This is a genomic window from Acinetobacter sp. AR2-3, from assembly GCF_001878775.1.
Lineage (GTDB): Bacteria > Pseudomonadota > Gammaproteobacteria > Pseudomonadales > Moraxellaceae > Acinetobacter > Acinetobacter lwoffii_D.
In genome coordinates this window covers 17,302-31,044 of the sequence record NZ_MJIQ01000032.1, presented here as the reverse complement: position 1 = coordinate 31,044, position 13,743 = coordinate 17,302, and the positions used below count along the sequence as shown (strand labels likewise).

8 protein-coding genes are annotated in these 13,743 nt (G+C 44.2%); 5 read left to right on the top strand and 3 right to left on the bottom strand.

From position 1 onward, the window contains the following. The first annotated feature begins 15 nt into the window (after nucleotides 1-15). Both BFN00_RS04370 and BFN00_RS04365 read left to right on the top strand, forming a co-directional pair. The gene (locus BFN00_RS04370; RefSeq protein WP_044111633.1) at nucleotides 16-1,053 is read left to right on the top strand and encodes an alpha/beta fold hydrolase; all 1,038 of its coding nucleotides are present in this window, start codon (nucleotides 16-18) and stop codon (nucleotides 1,051-1,053) included. A 14-nt stretch (nucleotides 1,054-1,067) separates the two neighbouring features. Then, nucleotides 1,068-2,069, top strand: coding sequence for a hypothetical protein (locus BFN00_RS04365; RefSeq protein ID WP_044111634.1), 1,002 nt, complete (start codon nucleotides 1,068-1,070; stop codon nucleotides 2,067-2,069). A gap of 44 nt (nucleotides 2,070-2,113) precedes the next feature. On the opposite strand, the gene BFN00_RS04360 is transcribed toward BFN00_RS04365, so the two are convergent. Continuing rightward, entirely contained in the window at nucleotides 2,114-4,177 is a 2,064-nt protein-coding gene (locus BFN00_RS04360) for a TonB-dependent receptor domain-containing protein (protein WP_044111636.1), read from the bottom strand. A 193-nt stretch (nucleotides 4,178-4,370) separates the two neighbouring features. Further along, the gene (gene nfuA / locus BFN00_RS04355) at nucleotides 4,371-5,009 is read right to left on the bottom strand and encodes a Fe-S biogenesis protein NfuA (RefSeq protein ID WP_044111637.1); all 639 of its coding nucleotides are present in this window, start codon (nucleotides 5,007-5,009) and stop codon (nucleotides 4,371-4,373) included. A gap of 158 nt (nucleotides 5,010-5,167) precedes the next feature. Here nfuA and BFN00_RS04350 point away from each other — a divergent pair, with 158 nt between their 5' ends. Together BFN00_RS04350 and BFN00_RS04345 are read left to right on the top strand one after the other, a co-directional pair. Next, nucleotides 5,168-5,785 (top strand): rhomboid family intramembrane serine protease, encoded by a 618-nt coding sequence (locus BFN00_RS04350; protein WP_004646259.1) that lies wholly within the window; start codon nucleotides 5,168-5,170, stop codon nucleotides 5,783-5,785. A gap of 219 nt (nucleotides 5,786-6,004) precedes the next feature. After that, nucleotides 6,005-7,546, top strand: coding sequence for a hypothetical protein (locus BFN00_RS04345; protein ID WP_044111638.1), 1,542 nt, complete (start codon nucleotides 6,005-6,007; stop codon nucleotides 7,544-7,546). 337 nt (nucleotides 7,547-7,883) lie between these two features. Here BFN00_RS04345 and BFN00_RS04340 read toward each other — a convergent pair whose 3' ends face one another. After that, nucleotides 7,884-9,503, bottom strand: a complete 1,620-nt coding sequence (locus BFN00_RS04340; RefSeq protein WP_044111639.1) for an inorganic phosphate transporter — start codon at nucleotides 9,501-9,503, stop codon at nucleotides 7,884-7,886. A gap of 536 nt (nucleotides 9,504-10,039) precedes the next feature. On the opposite strand from BFN00_RS04340, the gene metH reads away from it, so the two are divergent. Beyond that, a complete protein-coding gene (gene metH, locus BFN00_RS04335) occupies nucleotides 10,040-13,726 on the top strand; it encodes a methionine synthase (protein WP_044111640.1) in 3,687 nt (1,228 codons plus the stop codon). Nucleotides 13,727-13,743 lie beyond the last annotated feature (17 nt).

Here is a 13,743-nt window from a genome sequence, read left to right as displayed (position 1 = left end):
TTTGGGGAATGGCCAATGAAGAAAATAATAAAATTGCGCTCGAAAATGATCTGTTCAGCCGTAGTTGCCTTAAGCATGGCATTACCGGGCCTGACACATGCTCAAATACTGTTTAGCCAGAAAAATGAAACATCTGCCAAAGTCTTGCAGCAGCATCTGTTGCAGGAACGCAGCCTTGCCGGTCTCAAATCCAAGACCCTCAAAATTGGCGAGGTCACCTGGAGTTATAGCGAAGGCGGTGCCAAGAACAAACCATCCATTCTACTGATTCATGGTCTGGCCGGCACGCGCGACAACTGGAACCGGGTCGCCCAGTTTCTGACGCCCTATTATCATGTCATTATTCCGGATCTGCCAAGCAACGGCGACACCAAAGTTCCGGACAATTTTGATGTTTCTGTGCCCAATGTGACCTCTCAACTGCGTTTGTTCCTTGAAACCTTAAATGTGGACGAAAATTTACACATTGCCGGCCACTCTCTGGGTGGATCGATTGCTACGGTGTATGCTTCACAATATCCTTTCGATACGCAAAGTCTTTTTTTAATCAATAGTGCTGGTCTTTACAAAATGGGGAATACGCCCTATACCAAAGACCCACAAGCCTTAAAAGATCTGATCGTCAGCAAACCCGGTGATCTGCAAGATGTTTCCAAACAGCTGATGCAGAACCCGCCGGTGATTCCTTATCAGCTACGACATGCACAGGAAAAACTGCTGATTTCACGCGCTGAACAAACCAGCAAATCGATTGATCAGGTGGTGATGCTAAACCGGATTTATACACCGGAAACCTTTGCCCGCCTGACGCGCACGGTTGAAGCACCCACCTTGATTTTATGGGGCAGACAGGATCGGATCATTAATGTCGAAGTGGTCAAAGAACTACATGCCCTTCTGAAACGTGCCGAAAAACCTGTGATTTTAAATAATGTCGGGCATATGCCGATTCTTGAAGCAGAAAAACAGGTTGCACAACATTATTTACCTTTTCTGGCCAAGACGCAGACCCTAAAAAACCCGCTTGCTGATAAACTCATTCCTTTAAATTAAGTTTCAGAGATGCTATGCAGAAACACCCGATGATTGAGCAGTTGATCGATGCTCAACTTGATTTTCTCGATCAGGCATTTTCTCAATCTGAAACGATTCAAAGCGAGTTTCATGCATTTTATTTGTGGTTGCGTAAACAGACTCTGAAAGAGCTGTGGAGCTGTGAACTGATCAATCAGCTTTTACAAAAACAGATTCTGGGTACTGTAGCCAGCAGCTTTCTGATTGAACAGATTGCCGAGCATATCCGTTTTGCATTGGTGCATCCGGCCAATGATACCACCACGATTGCCGATCTGATTCCAGTCCTGACCGTCGATAAAATCGCCCAGTATGTGGCCAGCAAAAGTGGCCATCGTCAGCGTCTGATTAAAACCGTCGTGAATAATCCGGCATTTTCAGCCATGATTACCCAATTGATCCAGCATTCCATTCAGGATTATCTGGATAACTCCATGATTGCCAAAAGCGTACCCGGGGTTTCCCGCTTTATGAAAATGGGCAAATCGGTACTGGAAAATGTCACCGATACCAACCTCGATAGCACCATTGCGCGTTATCTGCAAAAAAATATTCTAAAGCTCAGCCAGATGAGTGAGCATGTGCTGAACCAGCATTTTGACGACGAGAAACTCTATCATTTTCAGGCCAATCTCTGGCATAAAATCAAAGACATGCCAGTATCGGTCTTGAAGAATTATATTGAGCTGCAGGACCTGAATCAGACAGTCGGCTTAGGTCATGACATCTGGGATCACATACGCCAGACGGACTATCTGCAGCAGCAAGTGCATGACGGAATTCATACCTGGTATGTCCGCAATCAGGAACATACTTTTGATCAGTTATTACGTGACCTGAATATTGATGAAGCGCTAATTCAGAATGAATTACAGCAACTGCTCAGCCCGGTAATCCAGCAGATGGTTTCTCAAGGCCATTTACGTGAACGCGCACGCAAATATCTGGAACAATTTTATTATCATGAAGATACTTTAAAAATCCTTAAAATTTAAATAAAAAAGCCGCTTTATAGCGGCTTTTTTATTTTCTTGTGTGCTTAGAATTTTGCATTCAGGCTGATACCGTAACGGCGGCCATCCAATAGTTGATCACCATCAATATCTTCAGCTTTTTCATCCAGTAGGTTATAGACACCAAATTTACCAGTCAAATTCGGACTGAATTTATAGTTAAAGCCGACATCTACAAATTGGTAACCTGGATTTGGCTGAGCTATCGAAGTACGGCTCAAGTATGCAGAGGTTTCAGAACGTTGGTGCAAGCGGCTCCATACATTGAGTGCATCATTTAGCTCATAATCCACACCAATATTAAACATGTGTTCCGGCATCTGGTTCAGCGGCTGACCTTTAAAAGCACCCGATCTAAACTCTGAATCGGTATAGGTATAGTTTGCAGTCAATGTTGTGTAGTCATTCAGACTGGCTTCTACGGTTGCTTCTATACCGCGAATTTCTGCTTCATCCACATTAATCCGTTCACTAATAAAGTAGAATGGAATATCCCCTTCGAAACATTTCCAATTCTTCCAGTTATTACGGTTTGTTGTGGTGCCATCAGTATCGGTTTCACAGGCACGAACTTCCGTAATACGATCTTCATATTTAGTGATAAAGCCAGTCAGCGATGTATTGATATAATCATTTTTCCAGTTGAAACCTAATTCAGTGGATACGCTTGATTCAGGCTCCAAGTCCGGATTGGAACGAATAATGCCACGGCCTGTTGCTAAGGGTGAACCACCGCCACCCGTGACGCTATAGAAACCTTCTGTGGCTGCACGAATATCAGGCTGTTTATAACCTGTAGCCACACCACCTTTTACTACAAAGTTATCATTTACCGCGTACACCCCATACAGTCGTGGCGATAAATGGCCACTATAGTTTTCATCATGATCATAACGTAAGCCGGCGGTTAAGTCGAAACGATCCGTAATACTCCAGGTGTCTTCAAGGAAAGCGGCAGCAGACCAACGTGTTAATTCACTAAATTCAGGTGCATTAGGATTCCGGTTAGTCGCTTTATCGACCAGTTTTTCATCTTTAAGATATCCCCCGAATGACAGCGTATGATCACCTAAGGCTAAGTTCCATTGACTGTTCGCTGTCCAAGTATCCAGGGTAATCCCTTTGGTGCCGAGTTCCGTATTGCCACGATCTGGATTTTTTGAATTTTCATATTGAATATAAGATGAACTGTCTAAGTTATCGCTATAACGGCCATTATGGGTTAAGGAATAAACATTACGATAATTACGCGAGAATGAATCTGCAGCACCTTGAGCAGGTGCTACCGTTTCCCCTACAGACGTAGTTGATTCCTGCTGCACGAAATTAGCTTCAACTTGTACATCATGATCATCATTAATGGCATAAGTCAGGCGTGAATTTAAGCTTTCACGTTCCGTGCCACGAAAACCGCCAACATAACGGTCTTCATTACGTTCCTGCTTATTGACTGCCAGTTGCAAACCAAGCTTATCTGCAATTAAAGGACCAGCAAGATATGCAGAAGCATTTTTAATATCACCTGAACGGCTACTGTCCTGAATCGTGGTTCCCAATTCAACATTGCCAGACCATTCATCCGACACTTTTTTGGTAATAATATTCACTACACCGCCCATGGCATCTGTACCATAAAGTGTAGAAGCTGGACCACGGATCACTTCAATACGTTCAATTGCTGAAATAGGTGGCAGAATATTTTTCTCAAAACCTCCATCGTCTCCATTCGGATTGACATCCTTGCCGTACTGACGCTTACCATCGACCAGAAACAAAGTATAGTTTGAACTCATACCACGAATACTGATGGTCTGTGCAGAACCTGCACCTGAAACCACTACCCCGGGCGTATTACGCAGTACATCAGTAATGTCGTTATATTCACGTTTATCTAATTCTTCACGATCAATCACGGTAATGGAAGCTGGTGCTTTAGCCAAATCTTGCTCATAACCTGTTGCGGTCACCACAATCGTTTGCAATTTAGTCGCTTCCGCCTGTGGAACAACAGCTTCGACTGCAAATGCATTACCCGTCATGAGTGAAGTTACAGCAAATGCCAAAGTGGTTTTTAAGAATGGCTTATTCATACCTTGCGCGCCCCAATATTTATGAAGAAATCATGTTTATTCGGTTGCGAAGTGTAACAGCTTTCTACTCAAATTCAATTGCTATTGATAATTATTATCATTAATATTTACTAAATTTTAAGCCAGATATAAAAAAACCTCGAAAGTTCGAGGTTTTTTTATATGCTATAAATGAACTGTTATATAGAACAGCTTATTTCATATACGCACCTTCAGACTGACTATGATCCGTTTCATCAACGACATTCATCAATTCAGGAATATGCTGTTTTAGCGTTGTTTCTACGCCTTGTTTCAAGGTGATATCAATCGCTGAACAGCCCTGGCAACCACCACCAAATTTAAGTACAGCGGTTAAACCTTTTTCAGGGTCTTCTTTGACTTCAACCAGTGCACAGTTACCGCCATGGCCTGCCAGACCCGGGTTAATTTCAGACTGCAAGACATAGGTAATACGCTCTTCTACCGATGCATCTGGCCCCACGCGTGGCACTTTAGAGTTCGGCGCACGGAAGGTCAACTGACCACCAAAACGGTCTTTGTTGTAGTCAATCACGGCATCGAGTAAATACGGAATAGATGGCGAGTCGATAAAAGCAGGGAAATCAGGATATTCCTGCTTATAATCTGTCGGTACAACTTCATCAGGTGCACTATAGGCCATGCAACATTCAGCGCGAGGAGTACCTGGATGCTCTACAAAAACACGCACACCAATACCCGGGGTGTTCTGTTTATCCAGTAGATCCTTTAAATACTCTTGTGCTGTTGGTGTAATCAATAAGTTGGGAATTTCACCAACAACTGGAGTGCTGCTGTTCTCAGTCGACATAACAATAATTTCCTCAAGCTCAAGCGACCATTTTAACTGAAGATGCGGGGTAATTTTTAAAAATCAACTAAAATTGTCGGATTTATTATAAAAGTACAACTTTAGCTTAATTTTAATGGCATGATAATTGGCAAATAGGCACCCTTAGAATCATTTATATGCTTGATTTACCTTTTAATCATACCGTGACCATTATTCTGATCACCTGTATTGTGTCATTTATTGCTTTCTCCAAAGAGACGGTGATGAATCGCCTGATTTTCTGGCCACCGGCACTGCAACGTGGACAATATGACCGCTTTATTACGCATGGCTTTATCCATGCGGATGGAGCTCATCTCTTGTTTAACATGATTACCCTGTTCTTCTTCGGCAGCGTGATTGAAAGCTTTTATCGTCAATATCTGTATGACCTGGGTTTTATCCTGTTTTACCTCGGTGGTCTGATCGCAGCGATTCTGCCAAGTTACCTGAAGCATAAAAATGATGCGCGCTGGGCCAGTCTCGGCGCTTCCGGTGCAGTCTCGGCTGTACTTTTTGCCTATATTCTGTTTGAACCTTGGAAGTTGATCTTTGTGTTCTTCATTCCGGTTCCTGCCATTATTTTTGCTGTGCTGTATGTAGCTTATAGCATCTGGTCAGGCAAAAAAGGCAATAGCAACATTAATCACAGCGCGCATTTATGGGGAGCGGCTTACGGGGTGGTCATGACGATTATTCTGGAGCCACGCCTGATTCCGCATTTCCTGAATAAACTGATGCAGGTTCCGTTTTAATCAGGTTTTTTAAATATTGAAGGAATAAAGCCACATATGAGTTAAGCCTCATATTTCTACTGAAAATGGATAAGAGAGCTACTGCTCTCTTATTCGTTTGAAACATCTCGTAATATATTAGAAAGTGATGATGTCACTTAATGCCAATCTTGGACTGAATTTTGCAGCGATAATATATACATCTGTATATTAATTACTGTCATTCTCGAGATATTTTGCATGTCCATTACACCAGACGGTCTTCAATTTCCTCTTCAGTCTCCGCAACAAAAACCAAGTAGCTCCAAAGCAGGACGCGCGATCATCGCAGCAGCCTTAGCCAATGTCGATTCACACAGTTCTCAACAGGCACAATCAGAAAAAAACTGGCGCAAACACTACACAGTACATTTTAAGCAACTGGTCGAACAGGGACTGAGTTCTCCTGAAGCCAGCTTGAAAATTGCTGAAGATGGATTGGCAAAGGCCCATCAGACTTTTGAATTTTACCGTGATGGTCAAAAGTATGTATTACAAGATGCTTTAACTCTGCCCGCAGGTCAGTTGCATACCTTCAAGCTGACAGGTAATAGCAAATCGGCACCAGAATGGTATGTGCCTTACCACGGTCAAAAGCTGCAAGGTGATGCCTTATTGGAGCAGATTGAGCGCTGGGAAAGCCAAGGCATCGTGGAAACCAGTCATGCCAATGCCCTGCGTGAATGTGTGGTACATCCTGAATGGTTTGACTTGTCAGATCGGACGGCGGTGCTGTTTGGTGCAGCATCTGAAGCCGGTCCTCTGACCTGGCTGGCGAAATGGAAAGCCAATATTGTAGCGATTGATCTGCCGAATACCCGTGTATGGGGCAAGATTGTTGATACCATCAACCAAGGCAATGCCACGCTGTATGCGCCATGTACTGAAGACCTGCCTACTGATACTTCACTTGATATTTTAAAAGAAAAACTGGGGGCGAATTTGCTGACCCAGATTCCTGAAATTGCCAAATGGTTATTACAGTTCGAGCAGGATCTGGATCTGGCTGCAATTGCCTATCTGGATGGTGAAAAGCATGTTCGGGTCTCCATGGCGATGGATGCCATCATGCAGCATGTCAGCCAGCAAAAAGCTAATACCAGCCTGATGTACATGTGTACGCCGACCGATGTTTATGCGGTTCCGAGTGAAGTGATTGAAGCGTCAAAAGTAAAATATACTGAACGCTCCAAGGCACAGGCAATCATCTCCAAAGGTGTTTCCACTTTAAGCCGCAAACATTTTTTCCAGAAAAATGCGCATGAACTGATTCAGTCTGGTGATCAGGCATATGGCATTTGTGACTGTCTAGTAGTTGAACAAGGCCCGAACTATGCGCTGGCAAAACGTATCCAGCAATGGCGTGCCACCTTGGCTCGCGCTCAAGGCCAACGGGTCAGTATCAATATTGCGCCTTCGACGACCACCTATTCCGTGACCAAGAATCCGCTATTAAAAGCCGCATTTAACGGTGCCAGCCTGTTTGATGTTGAAGCTTTCGCGCCTGAAACCACCAATGCGATTATGGCGGCACTATGGATTCATGATCTGCGTAATCCGGAATCGGTGGCCAATCCTGAAGTAAAACTCAACCATCCGCTTGAATTGATGATGCATGGCGCGAATCATGGTGGTTTGTGGCGGGTTGCTTATCTGGCGCGTACTGCATTGCCTTTTGCTGCGCTGTATGGTTTTGCAACGGAGAAGTTGCCAAAAGGATTATTAAGTAAGTTGAAGAAGTAATTTAGTTCCTTCTTTCGAGACTTCTTCTACGTTAGATAAACTTTTATTTAATGTTTATCCCCTCACCCTTGCGAAGCAGTGCTTCTCATCTCCCAAAGGGAGAGGGAGCTTCCCCAATGGATTCAAATGAGTATTAAGCATCTAAAGAAACGTTTTTTAATAAAATGAATACTATTCAAATTAAACTCGCTTTATTTGAATAAATAATGTAATTCCCTCTCCTGAGCAAGTTTTAAAGCACCGCTTTTAAATCGAAGCGCAAGTGAGGGTCAGAGAGAGGTAAAAATCACCTATAAAAAAAGCTGCTCTAGAGCAGCTTTTTTTATGTCTAAATAACTTAGAACACTTTTAACAGTACCCAATACAAACCGCCTGACAGGCAGATCGTTGCTGGCAAGGTAAATATCCAAGCAGACAGAATAGTTTTCACCATCTGGAAGTTCAGACCTGACTTGTTCGCCACCATGGTACCTGCTACTGCAGAGTTCAATACATGGGTAGTAGATACCGGCATACCAAAGCCATCTGCCGCCGCAATGGTCGACATCGCAACAAGTTCGGCAGACATACCCTGACCATAAGTCATATGCTGTTTACCAATACGCTCACCGACAGTCACGACAATACGCTTCCAGCCGACCATCGTACCCAGACCGAGTGCCAAGGCTGTCGCCACTTTTACCCAGGTCGGGATGTATTGCAGGAATGAATCCAGATTGTCACGGTATTCATCCACTGTTTTTTCCTGCGCAGCACTCATTGCCGGTAAAGCTTCTGCTTTATCCAGACGCTTAAATGCTGTAGTGCTCAGATACATGTCATTACGGAATTCAGATACTTGAGCTTCAGGAACATCCTTGATGCTGGTATAGCTACCGACTTTCTCACCCAGATGATCCGTCAAGCTTGCCAATGCAGGCACGACTTCAGGGGTAATTTCCTTGGTCTGAATGTACTTGGTAATGACATCACGGGCTTGTTCATCCGGAATATCCTGATGATTTGGATAGATCACATCCGCTGTTTGTGCAGATAACTGACCAAAAGATTGAATATGTTGTGCATCCAGATTCTTGTTCAGCGAGTACGCCAACGGTACACAGCCGATCAGAATCAGCATGATCAGGCCCATACCTTTTTGACCGTCATTTGAACCATGGGCAAAACTCACCCCAGTACAGGTAAAGATCAGCATGGCACGAATCAATGGTGGCGGTGGCTTGTTACCTTCAGGTGGCTGGAACAATTCCAGTTGACGCTTGAAGATTTTTTTCACCAGCAGGAACACAATTGCAGCAAATGCAAAACCGATTAAAGGCGAGAATAATAGCGCCTTACCGACTTTCATGACTTGCTCCATGTCTATACCTGAAGCGCCAGTACCGGCATTCAGAATATAGTTCATGATGCCCACACCCAGAATCGAACCGATCAGGGTATGTGAACTGGATGCCGGAATACCGAGGAACCAGGTTCCCAGATTCCAGAGAATTGCCGCGATCAGCATGGCAAAAACCATGGCAAAACCTGCTCCGGAGCCGACATTCATGATCAGCTCGACTGGCAATAACGCAATAATGCCGTAAGCGACCGCACCACTGGCGACCATAACCCCAAGGAAATTACAGAAGCCGGCCCACATCACTGCGACAGGAGCTGAAAGTGCATTGGTATAAATGACTGTGGCCACAGCATTGGCGGTATCGTGAAAGCCATTGACGAACTCAAAGCTCAACGCAATAAAAAGTGCCGTCGCTAACAAAATAACTGAATACAAGCCCAAGGCCGGTACATGCGCTAAATCTGCAGACAACTGGAAGCCGATATAAATCAGCGTAGTGATAATAAGAGTCAGGAACACCGGCATAAAGAATTTCGGTGTTGGCACATGAACATTGGTCGACTTTTGGGAAGCCGACCCGTGTGCTGAATCTACGGGAGTTTGATTAGGATTCATGCAAGCAGGAATAGAGGATTCAAGAATCCCCATATTGTTCAGTTAAATTGTGACAATTATATGACAAACTGCTGTCATATGAAGCAATTATTTGGATTTTCTTGCTGCTATTCGTCCTGTTTAATTCCGACTAAAATACTAGATTTTGATTTTATATATCAATTACTTAAGAGAGGATTCCAGCTTATTTAAGCTTAGCAACCGCACATATTTTGCTACCAAAACGATTCATGCCCTACCTGTCATCAAGCAGAGCAAAAGTTTCATTTGCACAGCATAAGCCATCAATATGACAATTTCATGAATGAAAGCATCAGCTTAATTTTCTGATCCTGTTTCTTGTCTGTAAGGCATCGAATCAGATTCGAGATTGCATTATTTTCTGATCCGCATGTTAAAACTTGTTGTTTTTCTAGATGACTTATCAAATTTTCATATCATGCTTATCCATCATTCTGAGCAATCTCAGCAGAAATCAGCCAACTAATCTGCTAAGATTAGCGTCGTTTTTTTTGATTTCTGCTGAGAAAGTTTGAATGTCTACACTTACCACTTTAAAAGAACTTCTTGCCAAAAGAATTTTAATTATCGATGGTGCGATGGGTACCATGATCCAGCGCCATAAACTGGAAGAAGCCGATTATCGTGGTGAGCGTTTTGCTGACTGGGCCTATGATCTCAAAGGTAATAATGATTTGCTGGTGCTGACTCAGCCACAAATCATTCAAGGCATTCATGAAGCTTACTTGGAAGCTGGCGCCGACATTATTGAAACCAACACCTTTAACGGTACCCGCGTTTCAATGTCGGATTACCACATGGAAGATCTGGTTCCCGAGATTAACCGTGAAGCAGCGCGTCTGGCCAAAGAAGCCTGTGCCAAATATTCAACGCCTGAAAAACCACGCTTTGTAGCCGGTGTGATTGGTCCGACATCGCGTACCACTTCTATTTCTCCAAACGTGAATGATCCGGCGTTCCGTAACATCACTTTTGATGCACTCAAAGTTGACTATATTGAATCGACCAAGGCCTTGATCGAAGGTGGTGCAGACATCATCCTGATCGAAACTGTGTTCGATACTTTAAATGCCAAAGCTGCCATCTTTGCAGTAAAAGAAGTCTTTAAAGAATTAGGCTATGAACTGCCAATCATGATTTCAGGTACGATCACGGATGCATCAGGTCGTACATTGACTGGTCAAACCGCTGAAGCCTTCTGGAACTCGATGCGCCATGCAGAGCCGTTATCTATCGGCTTTAACTGTGCCCTAGGTGCAGATGCGATGCGCCCACACGTGAAAACCGTGTCTGACGTTGCCGATACCTTTGTTTCAGCACATCCAAACGCTGGCTTGCCAAATGCCTTTGGTGGTTATGATGAAACACCTGAAGAAACTGCGGCCTTCATTAAAGAATTTGCTGAAAGTGGCTTAATTAATATTACCGGTGGTTGCTGTGGTACTACGCCGGATCATATCCGCGCGATTGCAAATGCTGTTGCAGGCATTACCCCTCGTCAAATTCCTGAAATTGAACCGGCGTGTCGTTTAAGCGGTTTAGAGCCATTTAACATCACCAAAGATTCACTGTTTGTGAACGTGGGTGAACGTACCAACGTCACCGGTTCGAAAAAATTCCTGCGTCTGATTCGTGAAGAAAACTTCGCCGAAGCGCTTGATGTTGCCCGTCAACAGGTTGAAGCCGGTGCACAAATCATTGACATCAACATGGATGAAGGTATGCTCGATTCACAAGGTGCGATGGTGCATTTCCTGAATCTGATTGCTTCTGAGCCGGATATTTCACGTGTACCAATCATGCTGGATTCTTCTAAATGGGAGATTATCGAAGCAGGCCTGAAATGTGTGCAAGGTAAAGCCGTGGTGAACTCGATTTCCCTGAAAGAAGGTCATGACGAGTTTGTCGAACGTGCCCGCCTCTGCCGTCAATATGGTGCTGCGGTGATCGTGATGGCATTTGATGAAGATGGTCAGGCCGATACAGCTGCGCGCAAAAAAGAAATCTGTAAGCGTTCATATGATGTTCTGGTGAATGAAGTGGGCTTCCCCTCTGAAGATATTATCTTTGACCCGAACGTCTTTGCGATTGCGACCGGTATTGAAGAACACAACAACTATGGCGTGGACTTTATTGAAGCGACTGGCTGGATTAAACAGAACCTGCCAAATGCGATGATTTCTGGTGGTGTGTCGAACGTATCGTTCTCGTTCCGTGGTAACGAACCGGTACGTGAAGCGATTCACTCGGTGTTCCTGTACCATGCCATTCAGCAAGGCATGACTATGGGTATTGTAAATGCCGGTCAGATGGCGATTTACGATGACATCGATAAAGAATTGAAAGAAGCGGTTGAAGATGTTGTTTTAAACCAGAACCAGGGTGAAAGCGGTCAGGAAGCAACCGAAAAACTACTTGCGGTTGCTGAAAAATACCGTGGTCAAAGTGGTACGCAAAAAGCCGAAGAAAATCTGGAATGGCGTAATGAGTCTGTTGAAAAACGGCTTGAATATGCATTGGTAAAAGGCATCACGACTTATATCGACCAGGATACTGAAGAAGCTCGTTTAAACTCTACACGTCCACTGGATGTGATTGAAGGTCCATTGATGGCGGGTATGAACGTAGTCGGCGATCTGTTCGGTGCCGGTAAAATGTTCTTGCCACAAGTAGTCAAATCTGCACGTGTGATGAAACAGGCTGTAGCGTGGTTGAACCCGTTCATTGAGGCCGAGAAAACCCAAGCTGAAGCTAAAGGTAAAATCCTGCTGGCTACGGTGAAAGGTGATGTACACGACATCGGTAAAAACATCGTTGGCGTAGTATTAGGCTGTAATGGTTATGACATCGTGGATCTGGGCGTGATGGTGCCATGCGAGAAGATTCTGCAAACTGCGATTGATGAAAAAGTCGATATCATCGGTTTGTCTGGTCTGATCACGCCGTCTCTGGATGAAATGGTCTTTGTTGCCAAAGAAATGCAGCGCAAAGGCTTTAACATTCCACTGATGATTGGTGGTGCGACGACTTCTAAAGCGCATACCGCAGTGAAAATCTCACCGCAATATCATAATGATGGCGTGCTTTATACCGCGGATGCTTCGCGTGCTGTGGGTGTAGCAACGCAGTTGCTCTCTCCTGAAATGAAACCAAAACTTTTGGCTGACTATGCAGCGGATTATGAAAAAATTCGTACCCGTCTTGCGAACAAGCAACCGAAAGCGGCGAAATTGTCTTATCAAGAGTCAGTCGAAAACGGCTTCAAGATCGATTTCGACAAGAATGCACCGGTTAAACCAAACTTCATTGGTTCAGAAACCTTTACCAATTATCCGCTTGAAGCTTTGGTGGAATATTTTGACTGGACACCGTTCTTTATTTCCTGGAGTCTAGCGGGCAAATTCCCGAAAATCCTAGAAGATGAAGTGGTGGGTGAAGCCGCGCGTGACTTGTATGAACAAGCACAAGCAATGCTGAAAGACATTATCGAAAACAAACGTTTCGATGCGCGTGCAACCTTCAGTATTTACCCTGCAAACCGTGTCGCAGCAGATACCGTTGCGGTGACTGATGCAAATGGCAATGTAACACACAGCTTTGAGCACCTTCGTCAGCAGTCTGACAAAGTCACAGGTAAAGCAAACTACTCTTTGGCTGACTTTATTGCCCCTAAAGATGTGGCGCAGGATTACTTGGGTGGTTTTACCGTGTCGATCTTTGGTGCGGAAGAACTTTCTCAAGAATACAAAGCCAAAGGTGATGACTATAACGCGATTATGGTTCAAGCTTTGGGCGACCGTTTTGCAGAAGCATTTGCAGAACACTTGCACCAACGTATTCGTAAAGAGTTCTGGGGCTACCAGGCAGACGAACAGCTTTCTAATGAAGAATTGATCAAAGAGAAATATGTCGGTATTCGTCCTGCACCGGGCTACCCTGCTTGTCCTGAACATTCTGAAAAAGCGCCGCTGTTTGATTGGTTAGGTACGACTGATAAGATCGGAACTTACTTAACTAGTAGTTTTGCAATGTGGCCACCTTCATCAGTCAGTGGTTTCTACTATGCAAACCCTGAAACTGAATACTTTAACGTGGGTAAAATCTCTGGCGATCAGTTGGAAGATTATGCGAAGCGTAAAGGTTGGACGTTAGATGAGGCGAAACGTTGGTTAGCGCCGAATTTGGATGATTCTGTGGTTTAATCCCCCTCCTTGCGAAG